Source organism: Pseudoalteromonas atlantica, from assembly GCA_007988745.1.
Classification (GTDB): Bacteria; Pseudomonadota; Gammaproteobacteria; order Enterobacterales; family Alteromonadaceae; genus Pseudoalteromonas; species Pseudoalteromonas atlantica.
Genome location: BJUT01000070.1, coordinates 1 through 16,617, shown reverse-complemented (window position 1 = coordinate 16,617; position 16,617 = coordinate 1). Strand labels below are relative to the sequence as shown.

Genomic DNA, 16,617 nt, shown 5'->3' with positions numbered 1-16,617 from the left:
TTTTTGCCGCATTTTGAGTGGGGTAACCATTCGTTTGCTGCGGGCGCTTATAATACTTATTTATAAAATGAGTGCAACCGAAAATGTCTCTTTTTTTCAGTTTTTATGCCTAGGTGAGCAAAATTAAAGCGTTTGTGCTCAAACTACATGCAAATACAAGATTCGCCGAGTATTTCTATGTAGTTTGAGCTTTAAATACACCGCTTAAATGCGTCCTAATTAGCTAGACGCTCGGTTGCAAGTTTTGCAGCAGTTGTACTTGGATATTGGTTAATTAGATCACCCAATATTTTTTGTGCCTCTTGATTCAGGCCTTGCTCTTGTAAAAGCGTGCCTAACTTTAACATGGCATCTGGTCGTTTATTTGAGTTAGGAAACTCATTAACCACAACTTTAAAGTGCTCACTTGCTTTTACACCATCATTTTTAATAGTCAGCAACTGCCCAAGCCAATAATGTGCATTAGAGGCATACACAGAATTAGGATAGGTTGTTAAAAATGTTTGAAACTCAGGAATAGCTTGGTCGTAGCGTTTATCTTTCATTATTAGCGCTACTGCACGCTCATACGCTTCGTTTTCAGATAAGTCACTGCTATAGGTTTGTGCGTCGCTCGATTGCGTGTAATCGGTTGCAGGCGCAGCAGCGGGTTGTGTGTACGCTTGGCTTACGCGGTTTTCTATTTCTTGATAAAGCTCACGCTGGCGCTGAAGTACTTTTTCAAGTTTATAACTTTGCTCTTCAGTAACACCGCGAATTTGGCTTACTTCATCTTGAAGTAGATTAAGTTGTTGCTGTAATTCAACTTGTAATAAGTTTCGCGACTGCATCATGTTTTCTAGTGACGCTAAACGCTTCTCTATGCTCGACTGTGAACTTGCAGCTTCTGAAACAGGAGCGGGAGCAGCCAAAACTTGGGTGCTCCCGCTCAATATCATGGCTGCCAAAATAATTTTCGGCTTCATAATATCTCTTATCTTAGTAAACTAGTACCGCACGGCGGTTTTTAGCGAAAGCTGATTCAGTGCGAGATTTAACCATTGGCTTCTCTTCACCGTAGCTAACTACTGACATTTGGCTAGCAGAAACACCTAAGCTTTGTAGGTATTTTTCTACAGCTTGGCCACGGTGCTCACCTAGTGCAATGTTGTACTCAGGCGTACCGCGCTCATCAGCGTGACCTTCAATTAATACTTTTACTGAAGGGTTCTGAACTAAAAACTCAGCATGTGCACGAAGTAATTCTGCGTACTTGTTCTCAACAGTTGCTTTGTCGAAGTCAAAGTAAATAATTTGTTCTTGACGAAGCGCTTCATACTTTTGACGAAGTTGCTCTTCTGCTTGTTGTTCAGGTGAAATTGTTGCTACTTCAACTGTATCCGTGTTTGTTGATTGCTCAACTGCACTTTGATTTGATTGGTTAGCTGCGCCTTCATCAATATCTGAAGATGAGCTACAAGCGGCTAATGTCATTACTGGCACAGCGATTAGCAGGCCTTTAAGTACTTTGTTAAGTTGCATTGAGTAGATTCCTATTTTTGAGTAAACCAGCAAATATTACTGTAAATATGGCGACCAAGCTGGTGCCTTTACTTGTCCGTCTAGCACGGGTAAACGTGCTTTAAAGCGACCGTCCATCGATACCAGCGCGAGTACCTGTTTATTATTATGAAGCGTGCTATAAATGATCATCGAACCGTTTGGCGCTATGCTCGGTGATTCATCAAGGCGAGTTCGCGTTAATACTTGAAACGCGCCTGTAGCCAGCTCTTTCTTAGCAAGATGGTACTGCCCGTTGGTACGGTTAACCATCACTAATTCTTTACTGTCTGGCGTTATAGAACCCGCTAGGTTCATATCGCCGTCGAAGGTCAATCGTTGTGACCTACCAGTTCTTAAATTTAACTTATAAATCTGGGCATTACCACCCCTTTCAGATGTAAACACAATATCCTGGCCATTTGGATACCAAGATGGTTCAGTATCTATACTACGGTGGCGTGTAAGGCGTGTTTCTTTACGGGTTGCTAAATCTAAAACGTAAACTTCGGTTGCACCTGTTTTATCTTTAGAAAGCACCAATAACATTTTTTTGCCATCTGGTGAAAACTGCGGTGCACCGTTAATACCGCGGTAACTAGTGATCAGCTCACGCTTACCTGAGTATAGGTCTTGAATGTAAATTTGGCTTTGGCGGTTTTCAAACGTTACATACGCAAGCTTAGTACCGTCTGGTGACCAAGCTGGAGACATTAACGGCTCTTTTGAGCGCAATAATACTTGCTCGTTAAAGCCATCGTAATCGGCAACCACTAATTGGTATGGCTTAGCTTGGTCTTCACGTACGATTACATAAGCAATTTTAGTTAAAAACGCGCCTTTTTCACCGGTTAGCTTTTCATATACTACATCGCTTATGCGGTGTGAATAACGGCGAAAGCCACTTTCACCAATTACGCTTTCGCGCGCTTCTAAAATATGATCTTGGCTTTTTACTAGTTTACCGCTGCTCATCATTTGAGTTTGGCCACCGGTAATTTGCCCACGAATAACATCAACTAATTCGTAGCGTACTAAGTAACGCCCATCAGTTTGTTGCTCTACCTCGCCTACTACAACCGCTTCTACACCTTGGTTTACCCATGCTGCGTAGTCAATGTCGCCGTCTTTATTAGGAAGCTGTGGCATTTGTGCTACATCTACCGGTTTAAATTTACCACTGCGCATTAAATCGGCAGCAATTACATCGCTCAATTTTTGTGGAATTGGGCCAACACCGTTGTATTTAAAAGGCACGATGGCAATAGGACGTGCGCCGTCTACACCTTCAGTTATTACAATTTCAAGTGCCGCATTTGCTACACCCTGAAACCCTAATAATATAACTACAAAGGCTATTTTAATTTTGCTGAACATATCATTCCTTTAAAATTCTGGCTTGATTGTTAAATTAATATTCTTAAGTTGCTCGAATACGTCTTTGTCTTTAGATACAGGTAATGTATCGGCCATGCGCACAGCTCTAAGTGCAGCTTCACACACTAGCTTATCACCCCCTAACGATTTAACTTGCGTTACTAAACCATTAAATCCAAGACGAATATTTACTCGACACTGTTGGTTTTTCATTTTTTCATCAATCAGTAAGTTTTGCTGAATGCGCGCCATAATTAAAGCACGGTACTTATCAACTTCGCTCACTACTTGCTGTTGGCGTATTTTACTACGTGCAGCCTGCTCTTTAGCAAGTTGTTCTTGTAACATTTGCTCTTGCAGCGCTTGCTGACGTTTACGCTCGGCTTCTTTTGCACGTTCTTTAGCTTCTGCTTCACGCTTTTTACGCTCTGCTTCGGCTTTTTTCAGTGCCTCTTCTTCTGCTTTGCGTTTATCTGCAGCAGCTTTAGCGGCGTTTTCAGCTTCTTGCTTTTGCTTTTCAGCTTGTTTTGCTTTAGCACGCTCTTTTTGTTCAATTTCGCGCGCTTTTTTAGCTTCAGCCTCCGCTTGTGCTTTTTCTTTCTCTTTTGCTTTGCGCTGTTGCTCTAGCTTTTTAATATTACGCGCTTCGGCTTCACGCTGTTTGCGCGCATTGGCGGCTCTGCGTTCTAAGTCGCGAATGCGTTTATCTTCAGCGCGTTTTTTAGCATCTTCTTTTTTTTGTAGCTCAGCAATTTTTTGCTCAACTTGTTTTTGATCAACAGTGACCGCCGAAACCGCATTATCAGGCTCAGGAATAGCCGAATTAAGAGTCACTTCCATTACTTTAGGTGCCGGTGGGTGTATATTTGCAGTTGCCCACAAAAAGCCCCCTAAACCTAAATGTAAAAGTACTGACTTGATTATAGAACTATTCATGTTACTACTGTGTCCCCTCAAAGGATTCTGTCATTAAACCCACAGATGGTACGCCAGCATTCTTTAAAAAGTCCATTAATAACAACACTTCTTGGTAAGAAACCTTACCAGAGCCTTTAATCATTACTGGTACATCAGGGTTTTTCATTAGCTGTAGCTTAATAACCGCGGCCACATCAAGTGCTTCCATTGGCTCTTCTGGATCAGTCCCTATGCTTACATAGTACTTACCTGCCGAGTCAATTGAGGCAATAATGGGCGGCGTGTCTTTAGTATCAACTAAATCCGACTCTTCCATTTTTGGTAAATCAACTTTCACACCGTGAGTAATAAGCGGTGCTGTTGCCATAAATATAATTAGCAATACCAACATTACATCAATGTAAGGTACTACATTAATTTCTGCGACCGGACGGCGCTTCTTACGCTGATACATTCGCTTTAGCCTCTATTTGAGTAGCTGCTTGACGGTGTAAAATGTTGGCAAATTCTTCCATAAAGTTGATGTAGTGTGATTCTAGTTTTTCAACTTTATTAGCAAAGCGGTTATACGCAATAACAGCCGGAATAGCCGCAAATAAACCCATTGCCGTTGCAATAAGTGCCTCAGCAATACCTGGCGCTACCATTTGTAATGTTGCTTGCTTCACTTCACCAAGTGCAATAAAGGCATTCATAATACCCCACACCGTACCGAACAAACCGATATACGGGCTAATTGACCCCACTGTTGCTAAAAACGATAAGCTCGATTCTAGTTTTTCAATTTCACGCGACAGCGCCACACGCATAGAGCGATGCGTACCTTCCATTACAATGCCAGCACTTTGAAAGGTGTTCTTTTTATGGCGTGCAAATTCTTTAAAGCCAGATGTAAATAACGCTTCAATACCATGAGATTGACCGCTACGTGATGAGATTTCGTTGTATAGTTTGCTTAAGTCGATACCTGACCAAAATTTTTGTTCGAATTTTTTTGCATCAGACAAGGCGTCGCTAATTGCTTTTTTGCGCTGAAAAATAATTGCCCATGACATAACAGACATTGCTACTAGCGCTAGCATTACTAACTGCACAAGCAAACTGGCTTCTAGAATTAGATCTAAAAAATTAAGCCCTGATCCCACGTTAAACTCCTAAATAATTTCAAAAAACGTCAATTTGGTTATTTTGTGTAAATAAGACCATTGTAACGGCCATAAGTTGCATCTAGTGTATCGAGTCAAGGGTTTACTGACAACGATATTGCTATGAATTGGCAACAAAAAACGTTAAACATACGCTTAATCGCTTGTTTGTTTCTAGAACGCGACTACCGCGTTTAGTAAAACACAACTTAATACTACAAAAGTGCGTAAATATACGCAGTAAACTTAATAAAACGCACCGTTTATTCATAAAAAGTGCATAAGCACGCAAAAGTAATTCACGCCACTTTGCATGTACTAATATAACTAATACTGTAACAATACAGCTCAGACCAGTTATTTATTAATTTTCAGTCACTTATAAAGTTAACGAATAATTAACGCACAAGATTCGAACAACAAAAAAATTCATCAGATTAGTTTTTCTTATCTGAAATTTTAAATTTTCTAGTTTGAACAAAAAATGCTTATTCCGTAATATTCTCCCATACCGAGCTTACGCACTGAATGAAACATTTTTCATTAAGCCAAGTTCTTAGTAATAGGATTTTTAATCGTATTACATTGTTTTACTCTTTTTGGATAAAACCTGATTAAGTAAAACGTAGTTCCCTGGATTACTTCCTTCAACTTGTTGTTTGCCCGCATTATATGCGGGCTTTTTTTTGCCTAAATTTTACCGCCAACTTGGCATACAATAAGTATAAATTACACAATCTGTTTAATTGCCAACGGTGTATTTACTATCTTTTTTTACCAGTTCGTATCTTTAAATTATCTACTTTCAGTAAAAAGCATGTTTATAACAAGGTAAAACTTATTAACACAATTAGCGCCACATCTAGTCTCATATGCTGCTACTGTTTTAAAGCTAACTGGTTTAATGGTACGCAGCATAGCCACGCCAGTCTTAACGCTAAGTGAATTACAAAACGATTTTAATTTATTGGTTACATTTGCAACAAAGTGGATGAAAGCTGAGTAAGTTTTAAAAAATTATACTAATTTTCTTAATTAAGTGAGCTATGTTGAGGCTGGAAAAACGTGTTGATGGCTAGGCAAAAATTTGCTGTTTAGTTGTTCTTGGCAATTGCTCCTGCATTGCTATACCTTTTGCATGCAGTCGTAAATGAGAGTTTGTAACGCAGGTAGCGATACGTTTGCTTCGCAAAATGATTAAGTGTTATTGCAAATTGGTATTACATTTAACAGAGGAAGTAGCCCGCTACATTTACTGTAACAGGCTAAAGAGGGGTTAATCTTGTTTTGGGAGTAAACCAAAGTGATGATACGCATTGTCTGATACAATTCGCCCGCGCGGTGTGCGCTGTATAAAACCTTGCTGAATTAAAAACGGCTCTATTACATCTTCAATGGTTTCTTTTTCTTCGCCTATGGCGGCGGCTAAATTATCTAGCCCTACAGGCCCACCCATAAATTTTTCGATAATGGCAAGTAAGTATTTACGGTCCATGTAATCAAACCCGCTTTTATCTACGTCAATCATATCAAGGGCAAGCTCAGCAACGGAGGCATTTACTGTACCATCTGATTTTACTTGCGTGTAATCGCGCACACGGCGCAATAAGCGGTTTGCTATACGCGGTGTGCCTCGTGAGCGTTTTGCAATTTCGGTAGCGCCATCGTCGCACATTTGTAAATCTAGGTAATGTGCAGAGCGCCCCACTATATGCGATAGGTCAGCTACCGAGTAAAACTCTAAGCGCTGCACTATACCAAAACGGTCTCTTAGTGGTGAGGTAAGTGAGCCTGCGCGTGTCGTCGCGCCAATAAGCGTAAACGGCGGTAAGTCTAATTTAATAGAGCGTGCAGCGGGGCCTTCACCAATCATAATATCGAGTTGGTAATCTTCCATTGCGGGGTAAAGTATTTCTTCAACTTGTGGGCTGAGTCTGTGTATTTCATCAATAAACAGCACATCGCCTTCTTCAAGGTTGGTAAGTAATGCAGCAAGGTCGCCGGCTTTTTCAAGTACTGGGCCTGAAGTGGTTTTAATACTTACATTAAGCTCATTGGCAACAATATTAGCAAGCGTGGTTTTACCTAAGCCCGGCGGGCCAAATATTAATAGATGATCGAGCGCTTCACCGCGGCTTCGCGCTGCCTCTATAAATATTTCCATTTGCTGCTTAACATGCGGCTGACCTTTGTAGTCGGCTAAAAGCTTGGGCCTTATTGCGCGGTCTATGGTGTCTTCGTTGGTTTTTTCGCTCGCGTCAATTAAACGATCAGCTTCAATCATGGGTTACTCACAACATTGATTTTAAAGATTCTTTAATAAGAACCTCAGTAGACATATCGGGTTTACTTACCGATTTTACTGCTTTTTGCGCCTGTGGCAATTTATAACCAAGCGCAACAAGTGCCGATACGGCATCGTCTGCAGCATTATTGGCTATCGTTGCATCGCTAGGAGGCTCTATAACGGCATTATCGCTAAATGGCGTAAATAAATCGTTACCCCAATCTTTTAAGCGGTCTTTCATTTCTAGCACTAAACGCTCAGCGGTTTTTTTACCCACACCAGGTAATTTAACCAATGTTGTGGCATCTTCGTTGTTTACGCAACTAACAAATTGTTGCGCCGACATGCCCGACAATATTGCTAGGCCTAGTTTAGGACCCACACCATTTGCTTTTAATAGTTCTCTAAAAAGCGCGCGCTCGGTTTTATTATTAAAGCCAAATAATAGTTGTGCGTCTTCGCGTACTACAAAGTGTGTGTACACTATGGCGTTTTCGCCAATATTGGGTAAGTCGTAAAAACAGGTCATGGGCATTTGTACTTCGTAGCCTACGCCGCTTACTTCTAATAAAATTTCAGGCGGCTGCTTTTCAACTAAAATGCCATTTAAACGGCCAATCATATTTATTTCCTTAAACGTCCTCTAACGGTTTTGCTTGCGCTACCCGCTAGTTTTATTAAATTTTGTTCTGAGTGCGCATGGCAAATTGCAATGGCAAGCGCATCGGCCGCATCGGCTTGCGGTGTACCTGGTAATTTTAAAATATTTTTTACCATGTGTTGCACTTGCGATTTATCGGCGCCGCCATTACCTACCACGGCTTGTTTAATTTGCCGTGCTGAGTATTCAAATACGGGTAAGTCGGCCATAGAGGCTCCCACTATGGCGGCTCCTCGGGCTTGGCCAAGTTTTAGCGCGGCATCCGGGTTATGCGCCATAAATACTTTTTCTATGGCAAAGGTTTCGGGGGAGAACTGCTCTATTATTTGCGTGATCCCTTGGTAGATCATTTTTAATCGTATGGGGAACTCATGCTCGGCTAATTTAATGCACCCGCTTCCTAAATAGGTAAATTTAGCACCTTGATGCGCAACCACACCATAACCGGTTAAACGCGAACCTGGGTCTATCCCTAAAATAATGGCCAAACAGCACACTCATTATTGTTATTTTTCAATAACGGTAATAATGCCAGAGCACTGTATAAATTACCAGTGGCGAGTAAAAACAAAAACGCCCGCAATTTAGTGCGGGCGTTTGGCGTTAAAAGTATAGCTTAGGCTAAAGCACGTACTAAGCCTTGGGTATTTTGTTTAAGTTTACGGGCAATCATAAAGTAGCCAAGCGCGGCTACAAACACCCCGCCCGACACAGGCCCTATTAGCCAAATTGTTGGGTGCAATTTACCGGCTAAGTCAAACATTTGCTGCTGAACAATCAATAAGGCTACATCACTAAATAATGCAGCTACAAACCCGGCTAAGCCACCTAATAGCAAAAACTCATAGAGCGTCGCATTTTTTATTAGCCGCCCTTTGGCGCCTAAAGTTCGCAGTATTACTATTTCTTGCATTCGCTCGCCAAGGCTCGCTTGCACCTGAGATATAAGCACTAATGCGCCACACAAAACAACAATAGCAAGCACAAAGCCAATAGCTAACGACACCTGCTCAATGGTTGATTGTATTTGCTTAACAAAGTTATCTACATCAATGGCGGTAATGGTTGGATAGCTGCGCAGTAACTGGCTAAACGCTTTCTTTTGCTCTGGCTCTATACGCACAGATGAAATATACGTAGCCGGAAAATCTTTTAGCACATCAGGGCTTAAAATAATAAAAAAGTTAGGTTTTAGCGTAGCCCAATTTACTTTACGCACACTGGTAATTTTAGCGTCAAATGATTGCGCACCAATTAAAAATGTTAAAGTGTCGCCTATTTCTACGTCTAGGCGCTCCAGCATAGACTCCTCAACCGATGCCTCACCCACTGCGCCTTCGCCAAACCACTGCCCTTGCACAATTTCGTTTTGGGCTGGCACATTATCAAGCCAGGTTAGGTTAAGCTCACGGCCAATGCCTGAACGCGCTTCTTCATCTTTTTTCTCGTTATCCTGCAACGACACTTTACGCGCCACAAGCTCGCCGTTTACCGCATTTACACGCCCACGAATGGTTGGATAAAAATCTGATACTAAAATATCGTTCTCTGCTAGGTAATTATTTACAGGCTCTAGTTCGTTTTGCGTAATATTAACTAAAAATGCATTAGGTGCATCGGCGGGTAATTGAGACTGCCAATCTGAGATCATGTCGTTTTTAAGCACAATCAAAAACAATAGCAATTTTATCGCCAACGAAAAGCTAATAAGCTGCACCGCATTTACGTTGGCACGTTTTTGTATAGAGGCAATAGCTAACGACCAGCTGTTGCCTGGTTTTAAGCCTAATTTACGGCCACCGCCAAATATTAGTTTTGAAATAACAAACAAAACCGCAATCAAAGCAAGCGTAGAGACAAATAAAATAAGCGTTATTTTAATGTTGTTACTAAATAACCACATTAATAAAAACACCGTAAGCGCGCTTAAACCTAAGTGCACACGGCTTACCGCTAGTCTGTCGCCTAAATTACGGCGCAATACTCTAAGCGGTGGAATATCAAATAAATCAAGCAGTGGCTTAATAGAGAACATAACCGCACATATAACACCTGTGCTAATGGCCACCAGCCAAGGTTTAAACCCGGCGGCAGGTAAGCTCATATCCATGCTTTTTGCTAAATAACCAGTGGCTATTTCTTGTAAACCGTAGCCTATGGCTAAACCCACAATAACCGCTAAAGCACACACCATGAGTAAGTGCATAAAATATATTTTACGAATTAATGCACGGCTTCCGCCAAGTGTTTTCATCATTGCTACGGGGTCGTATTGGCGCTCACAATAACGCTTTGCCGACACAGCAATAGCAACCGTAGCCAAAATAATGCCCAGCAAACCGGCCAGTAATAAAAAGCTTTCTGCACGGTTTAAGCTATTTGATATGGGCGACTGCCTATCTTTTACGCCATACCAACGTTGATTTTCAGCCATTTGCGGCTTTAACCATTCATAAAACCGCGTTATATCTGATTCACCGCCTGCATAGAGTTGGCGATAATTTACTCGGCTGCCAGGTTGAATAACCTCAGTTTTTGCAACATCAGCAATATTTATAAGCACTCTGCGGCTGCTCGAAAATACATTAAACGGCGCATCTGGCTCCTCAACCACCACTTTTTCTACATTAAATACTGCTGCGCCTAGCTCTACTTGGCTGCCAATATCAATATTTAAGCTGTAAAAAACTGATTCGCTTAGCCACACATTGCCAGGCTTCGGGCCGCCTTGCGCTACTTGTGTTTCGCCAAGCAATGATGATTTTACTTTTAACTCGCCTTTTAACGGGTATTCGTTAGACGCCGCTTTTACCGAGGTAAATTGCATCTCGTCGTTGGCAAATAACATGGTGTCAAAGTAGATCATTTGCGCAGTTCGTAAGTTTTCTTGTTTGGCTTTGCTAATAAACGCCGTATCTAGCTCATGGGCGCTTGCCAATACTCTATCTGCGGCAATAAACGCGCTACTTTTTTGCGCTATGCTTTGTGCTATTCGCTCAGTGACCATAGACAGTGTAAGCACCGTTAATACCGCCAGCGCAATGGCGGCACTAATTACCGTTAGTTCGCCGCGGCGAAATTCACGCGCAAATAATTTAAGTGCTAACTTAGCCCACATTCGCTACGTCCTCTTTTGAGTTTTTAACTAAGCAGCCCGCTTCAATTTGTACAATATGCTGGCACTTTTGCGCGAGTGCTTCATCGTGAGTTACTAAAATTAGCGTTGTGCCGTGTTGCTGGTTTAAATCAAATAATAGTGACTCCACCATTTTGCCGTTTTTACTGTCTAAATTTGCAGAAGGCTCATCGGCAAATAAAATTTTAGGTGTGCCAATAAAAGCGCGGGCAATGGCTACGCGTTGCTGCTCACCACCAGAGAGTTGAGATGGGTAATGGTCAATACGATGGCTCAGCCCCACTTTTTCTAATAGGGCTAGAGCTTGCTCTTTGGCATCGCTTTCGCCAGCAAGCTCTGCCGGCAGCATCACGTTTTCAAGTGCGGTTAAGCTTTGTACCAACATAAAAGATTGAAATACAAAACCTACTTTTTCAGCACGCAATGCCGCGCGTTGCTCTTCATCTAATTTATGTAGCGGCTCGCCATCAAGGGTAATTTCACCACTGCTGGCGGTATCTAGCCCCGCTAATAAACTTAATAACGTGGATTTTCCTGAGCCAGAGGTGCCAACAATAGCTACTGACTCGCCATGCTTGACATTAAAGCTGATGTCGCTGAGGATGGGCAACTCACCTTCGAAGGTAGAAACTACTTTAGACAAACCATTTACTTGAATAATATTTAATTGAGAAAGCGCTGACATATGACTCATTCAATCCTACGTTTTGTATTCGTTTTATTTTTAGTTATCAAACCACTTAGTGCGGCGGCCGACAACACGATTTTAATACTTGGAGACAGTTTAAGTGCAGCCTATGGGCTTAAACAAGAGCAAGGCTGGGTTAAATTGTTACAAGATAAATACGATGCAGAGCAGCGTAATATAGAGCTAATTAATGCCAGTATTAGTGGCGAGACTACCGGTGGCGCTTTACGCAGGCTAGATGCCTTACTAGCGCAATACCAACCAAGCCATGTACTTATTGAGCTTGGTGCTAATGATGGTTTACGTGGTTTTCCGGTAACAAAAATGCAGGCCAACTTAACGGATTTAATCGAAAAAAGCCAAGCTGAAAATGCCATGGTCGCGTTAATGGAAATTTACATTCCCCCTAATTACGGGCCGCGTTACAGTAAAATGTTCACTGACAGTTTTACACAAGTAAGTGAAAAAACAAATGCTCATTTACTTAACTTTTTTATGCTTAATGTGGCAGATAAGCCAAACTTAATGCAAAAAGATCAATTACATCCAAATAAAGAAGCACAACCGCTGATACGCGATGAAATGTATGACTCGATCAACCAATGGCTAAATAAAGATTAGGGCGTGTTGTTCTTTGGTGGCTTAACATGCGCTACACGGCATGTGCTTACTAAGGGCGATACGCCCTTAGTTTAAAGTTTTTTAGCTCATTTGCACAATAAACACGCAAACAAACAATCACTTATTGATTTTTAATAAAATATACGTACTATTGCAAACAACGTCGGTATGTAGCGCAGCTTGGTAGCGCACTGTCATGGGGTGTCAGGGGTCGCAGGTTCAAATCCTGCCATACCGACCATCTTCCCCTTTAATATCTTTCACTTACACAAAAATCAATTTCCTCATAAACTCCATTTGTATTATTAATTTTCAAAATGACTTTTAGTTTAAATTTTAGGTATGAGAATTATTAATACTTAACGTAGCCTTCAAGAGTTCTTTGCTATTTTTTCTAATGCTTTTCTTAAAAATGTTCAGCAGTGAGTAACGCATTGTTTTTGTCCAAGTACGTAGCAATCGCCATTGCGTTGACTTTCATGCGGCAAGAAGTCATAAACGCCGATTAGGAACGCACAACACATAACCTTCATTATTCTTCCACTCACGCTCAACTGTGTAATAAAACAGCTCACCATTTACATACAGTTCGCCAAAAGAACCAAAGATACCAGCGGGAGTTGGAAAACGTTTGAATAAAGTTTCATATTAGACCTTTATTGCAGGCATAAAAAAACCTCAATAAGCGGGTTCAATAAATTGAATAATATCTATTCGAAACCAAGTAAAAAGGTCTCTGTAAATTCGCGTTGTTGGATAGAGGTAAATTGCACGACTAATTGCGCACTTTGCAATGTGTCATGCACTTTTACATACTGAAAATAATCTTTTGCTTTAAGACTTAGGACTTCATGTTCGGTACTTGCAGCTAAAACCGCAGGGTGGCTATACCTATTTTCCATATCACCATGGAGTTTCACTAATTCATTCAAGAAACCAGCTAAGGAGAACTCCTTACCATCCAAAAGAACGTTTACACTAAAATCAAGAGCTGGCCCTGTCCCATAGTTATTTACAAAAATCGCATAGGAAAAATTATTGTTATGTCCAGATTCAAATTTTGTTACTATCGGTGTTATTGAATTTATGTACTGAGCTTTGTTAGATTTCAGACCTGAATACGCAAAAATAAATGTAATTAATGTAGCTGTAAGTGCTATTAAATCACTCAACTTAACTTCAAATGAAAAGCTTTGGCCTAAGATTACACCTGTACAGACACATAGCACAACAGCAGCAATTATCATTAAATCTGGTTTTCGCATAAAAATCCCTCATCTTTATGGGGAAGCAATATTACCACGGCAACTCTAAATACAAAATATGGGCACAAAAAATCCGCAAGCAACAAAACTAAGCGGATTTATTCAGCAAAAAGAATGGGGGCATTACGAACGATTAAGGCACATGCTCCACAAATACCAAGCCCATAAAAACCCGCTTAATTTGTGGGCTTTATCACTTTAAAATGATTAAGCTTCTTTCTGTTGGTAAATAGAAGTTACCTTCATTATCGTAATGATGATACAAATCCACGATATTGATACTATCGCCCTGATCAAACCATTGAAAATGAAGCACCCAATCAGAGGTTTTATACTTACTATGGTTTTGCTCATACTCAGGAATACCAATGTGGTAATGCCATAGGTGATTGTTTAGAGCAAAATTATAATCATCTTGATCCATATAGTTACCACTAAAAGAGCTAGAAATCTTGCCTTCGTAAAGACTAAAATCACCTAACCCATGCTCGGTAAAAACATCTGTAAAATCGAGAACTTTGTTTTGCTGGTCTTCGGGGAAATATTGAAATTGACTAGCGAAGTCGTCACTAAACGTCCATGTATACGTCAATACTACTTCGCTCTGGATAGGATCAATTGTCTGACTTGCTCACGAGACAAACCAGCAGGTACAGTGTTAACCTTACCTGCAATGGCTTTTTCCATTCTTTCTCTATTGAACACTTTGTTTTCTTGCTTATGTTGTACTTTAGCTAACATATAACGCTCCTCAGATACCAATAAGGCACTACTGCGATCTTAGGATATCGCATTTGCAATGTCTAGTGTTATTTTTAACCAAAAATTAGAGAATATCTAACTTTCCCTTTAATTAAGGGTAAAAAATGGCTTATCTATTTACATACACTGAAACAGAAAAACCAAAATATAAAGACTCATGGATCACTAATGAGCAGCAAGAAATATTTGAAATAACACGCTTTTACGATGAAATGGAGGCACTGGAATACCTTGATGATGTAATAGGAGGCAATGGCCTTACAACTGACTTAATGAGTTTTACAGATATGGGGCGCAAAGACTCACCAATACAACTCACTTTATTTGATTACGTCCCCATGATTGAAGCTCTAGAAAGTTGGCATGAATTAATAGACAAAAATACAAAGTAGATATGTTCTTAGCCTACTCATCAACTTGACAGTAGGCTATTTAGCTTCTTTAGCATCCATTAAATTAGATTGAGCGATAACAGCTTTTTGGAATTCTGCATCAATTTTTTTAGTGCAAATACCCATGTCTTCGGCCTCTTTACGCCTTTTAGTTAAATATCCAATTCGCTTGTCTAACTTATTGTTCGCATGCATCAATGCAGGGCTTTGGATATTCAACATCGCTAGCAACCAGTCGCCTATATACACAATTACAGTTATAACTAAAGGAGTACAAACTGTTAAAACATTTAAAAAATCTGACTCTGAGTAGCAATATTGAAAAATTGCTAACGCAACGGTATTACCGCCAGCAATAAAGGCTCCTATTTTTTTTGTATTATCTTTCAGAAGCCCCCCCTTGCTAATAAAAGCTTGTTTACTAACTCTTCATCATCTTTCAAATCTATCCGCTCAAATCGAATAGTGCCATTTTCATCTGTTATTTCGATGGTTAAATACTTAGGAGGAAAAAATTTAGCTGTTAACCATCTACCTATGTTATAAAACACATACCCGCAGTAAGGTAGACATAATAAAATGCCTACCATCGCGATTAGTTGTATATATGCTTCAGTTTCACTCATTATCTTTTATGATCTTCGCTTCTGGCCTAGTTCTATGCCGCAAAATACGTTTTACTTCTTTGCTATAAATTGGGCTATTACCTGTTCTGTGCTTTTTAGTCGTCTTAATAATGGCGCTGAATAAATCATCTTTTACAAAGTTTTGTTCATTACCTTTAATTCTAGCTAAAAATCCTTCATCTGACATTTTAGCTGTAACCACATCACCATCAGGCAATCGTACTTGCCAACCACTCGAACCTTCAAAGTTAATTTTTACAAATCGAATATCTTTAGTTTCTTCGGTTTCAGTAATTTCATCTACTACAGTTTTAGCCGGTGTTTTGAAATTTTGAACATCATCGCTCTCATAAATCAATTCATTACCATCTTGATCGGTAATCTTAAATTTAGCGTCTGTAGTGCCTTCTAAAGGTGCTTTAATAACTGTATCTAAGTCTTTGCGAAGCTCTCTATTTAATACTAATTTAGCGACATCATCGTCTAATTCCAATGATTCATCATCACTAAAATGTAGTTTTGTTTTCCCTGATTCGGTCTTTTCTGTCAGCTTAATTGTACGTGATTTAATCTCTGCAATTGCACCTAATACAGTGGCCGATGCTGCTACTGAACCACCTGCAAAACCTAACAGAGTTAATGGGTTTATGCCAGCTGCATTGAGATACGTTACAAATTCAACAACAAACGACCCTTCAGAATGAGCTTTTACATCCAGCTCTAAGTCTGACTCTTCACCATTCAATGATTTGTCGGCATTTTTAAGCGCTTTTGATGTACTAATAATTGCGGCGCCAAGTTTTTCAGCGTCAATGGTATGGTCTTTGGTTTCAGACGTATCATAAGATATTTCAAACACGTACTTAGTTTTATTATTATTCTTATCCAAAATTGCGCCTCAAGGTGTTAAGCAGACGCGGCATTATAGAGTAAAAATAACTAAATACTACACGTCCGTATGTAATAACTTTTGAACAATATATAATTATTAATGCTGCAATACAAGCGATCACTCTATGCGTTAAGTGCAAGTTCAGCACAAGATTTGTGTAACCTGAGACTCCTGATAAACTCATATTCTACGCATTAATTTTTTCAAACAACCTAGGAAGCATTAACCTTAACAACACTAAGCTTTAGACACATCAAACCAACAATACGATGTACTTTGATTATTTGACTAGGGTCTGTTGATCTTTC

At 40.1% G+C, this 16,617-nt stretch carries 19 protein-coding genes and 1 tRNA gene; 3 read left to right on the top strand and 17 right to left on the bottom strand.

The window, feature by feature from the left end:
* Window positions 1-215: 215 nt before the first annotated feature.
* The 11 genes from ybgF to PAT01_RS18390 form a co-directional block, all read right to left on the bottom strand.
* Window positions 216-965 (bottom strand): tol-pal system protein YbgF, encoded by a 750-nt coding sequence (ybgF, locus tag PAT01_RS18440; RefSeq protein ID WP_004587278.1) that lies wholly within the window; start codon window positions 963-965, stop codon window positions 216-218.
* Between the two features lie 13 nt (window positions 966-978).
* Window positions 979-1,521 (bottom strand): peptidoglycan-associated lipoprotein Pal, encoded by a 543-nt coding sequence (gene pal / locus PAT01_RS18435; protein WP_004587277.1) that lies wholly within the window; start codon window positions 1,519-1,521, stop codon window positions 979-981.
* 36 nt (window positions 1,522-1,557) lie between these two features.
* On the bottom strand, window positions 1,558-2,916 hold the full coding sequence (gene tolB / locus PAT01_RS18430) for a Tol-Pal system beta propeller repeat protein TolB (RefSeq protein ID WP_004587276.1): 1,359 nt from the start codon (window positions 2,914-2,916) through the stop codon (window positions 1,558-1,560).
* 9 nt (window positions 2,917-2,925) lie between these two features.
* Window positions 2,926-3,852 carry a cell envelope integrity protein TolA gene (gene tolA, locus PAT01_RS18425; protein ID WP_024032176.1) on the bottom strand — a complete coding sequence of 309 codons (927 nt, stop codon included), beginning with the start codon at window positions 3,850-3,852 and terminating at the stop codon, window positions 2,926-2,928.
* Between the two features lie 4 nt (window positions 3,853-3,856).
* Window positions 3,857-4,288: a protein TolR gene (gene tolR / locus PAT01_RS18420; RefSeq protein WP_004587274.1), complete on the bottom strand. Its 432-nt coding sequence runs from the start codon at window positions 4,286-4,288 to the stop codon at window positions 3,857-3,859.
* On the bottom strand, window positions 4,275-4,979 hold the full coding sequence (gene tolQ, locus PAT01_RS18415) for a protein TolQ (RefSeq protein ID WP_004587273.1): 705 nt from the start codon (window positions 4,977-4,979) through the stop codon (window positions 4,275-4,277). The genes tolR and tolQ overlap by 14 nt, the downstream gene beginning before the upstream one ends.
* A gap of 1,276 nt (window positions 4,980-6,255) precedes the next feature.
* Complete coding sequence (gene ruvB / locus PAT01_RS18410; RefSeq protein WP_004587272.1) at window positions 6,256-7,263, bottom strand: Holliday junction branch migration DNA helicase RuvB; 1,008 nt, start codon at window positions 7,261-7,263, stop codon at window positions 6,256-6,258.
* Between the two features lie 7 nt (window positions 7,264-7,270).
* Window positions 7,271-7,888 (bottom strand): Holliday junction branch migration protein RuvA, encoded by a 618-nt coding sequence (gene ruvA / locus PAT01_RS18405; protein ID WP_089347320.1) that lies wholly within the window; start codon window positions 7,886-7,888, stop codon window positions 7,271-7,273.
* 2 nt (window positions 7,889-7,890) lie between these two features.
* A complete protein-coding gene (gene ruvC / locus PAT01_RS18400; RefSeq protein ID WP_004587270.1) occupies window positions 7,891-8,415 on the bottom strand; it encodes a crossover junction endodeoxyribonuclease RuvC in 525 nt (174 codons plus the stop codon).
* Window positions 8,416-8,543: 128 nt separating this feature from the next.
* Window positions 8,544-11,045: an ABC transporter permease gene (locus PAT01_RS18395; protein ID WP_154945979.1), complete on the bottom strand. Its 2,502-nt coding sequence runs from the start codon at window positions 11,043-11,045 to the stop codon at window positions 8,544-8,546.
* Window positions 11,035-11,748, bottom strand: a complete 714-nt coding sequence (locus PAT01_RS18390; RefSeq protein WP_004587268.1) for an ABC transporter ATP-binding protein — start codon at window positions 11,746-11,748, stop codon at window positions 11,035-11,037. The genes PAT01_RS18395 and PAT01_RS18390 overlap by 11 nt, the downstream gene beginning before the upstream one ends.
* Between PAT01_RS18390 and PAT01_RS18385 the strand changes: the two genes are divergently transcribed.
* Together PAT01_RS18385 and PAT01_RS18380 are read left to right on the top strand one after the other, a co-directional pair.
* Window positions 11,749-12,372, top strand: a complete 624-nt coding sequence (locus PAT01_RS18385) for an arylesterase (RefSeq protein WP_154945978.1) — start codon at window positions 11,749-11,751, stop codon at window positions 12,370-12,372.
* A gap of 164 nt (window positions 12,373-12,536) precedes the next feature.
* Window positions 12,537-12,613, top strand: a tRNA-Pro gene (locus PAT01_RS18380).
* A 469-nt stretch (window positions 12,614-13,082) separates the two neighbouring features.
* On the opposite strand, the gene PAT01_RS18375 is transcribed toward PAT01_RS18380, so the two are convergent.
* The 3 genes from PAT01_RS18375 to PAT01_RS20130 all read right to left on the bottom strand — a co-directional run bounded on the left by PAT01_RS18375 (window position 13,083) and on the right by PAT01_RS20130 (window position 14,378).
* A complete protein-coding gene (locus PAT01_RS18375; RefSeq protein ID WP_154945977.1) occupies window positions 13,083-13,637 on the bottom strand; it encodes a hypothetical protein in 555 nt (184 codons plus the stop codon).
* Between the two features lie 193 nt (window positions 13,638-13,830).
* On the bottom strand, window positions 13,831-14,229 hold the full coding sequence (locus PAT01_RS18370; protein WP_154945976.1) for a hypothetical protein: 399 nt from the start codon (window positions 14,227-14,229) through the stop codon (window positions 13,831-13,833).
* 2 nt (window positions 14,230-14,231) lie between these two features.
* Complete coding sequence (locus tag PAT01_RS20130; RefSeq protein ID WP_186807309.1) at window positions 14,232-14,378, bottom strand: hypothetical protein; 147 nt, start codon at window positions 14,376-14,378, stop codon at window positions 14,232-14,234.
* Window positions 14,379-14,503: 125 nt separating this feature from the next.
* Between PAT01_RS20130 and PAT01_RS18365 the strand changes: the two genes are divergently transcribed.
* A complete protein-coding gene (locus PAT01_RS18365) occupies window positions 14,504-14,791 on the top strand; it encodes a hypothetical protein (protein ID WP_154945975.1) in 288 nt (95 codons plus the stop codon).
* A 36-nt stretch (window positions 14,792-14,827) separates the two neighbouring features.
* Here the strand turns inward: PAT01_RS18365 and PAT01_RS18360 are convergent, their stop codons facing one another.
* The 3 genes from PAT01_RS18360 to PAT01_RS18350 form a co-directional block, all read right to left on the bottom strand.
* Window positions 14,828-15,013 carry a hypothetical protein gene (locus tag PAT01_RS18360; RefSeq protein ID WP_016899764.1) on the bottom strand — a complete coding sequence of 62 codons (186 nt, stop codon included), beginning with the start codon at window positions 15,011-15,013 and terminating at the stop codon, window positions 14,828-14,830.
* 164 nt (window positions 15,014-15,177) lie between these two features.
* Window positions 15,178-15,417, bottom strand: a complete 240-nt coding sequence (locus PAT01_RS18355; RefSeq protein WP_154945974.1) for a hypothetical protein — start codon at window positions 15,415-15,417, stop codon at window positions 15,178-15,180.
* Entirely contained in the window at window positions 15,410-16,306 is an 897-nt protein-coding gene (locus tag PAT01_RS18350; RefSeq protein WP_154945973.1) for an LAPAL motif-containing putative phage structural protein, read from the bottom strand. The genes PAT01_RS18355 and PAT01_RS18350 overlap by 8 nt, the downstream gene beginning before the upstream one ends.
* Window positions 16,307-16,617 lie beyond the last annotated feature (311 nt).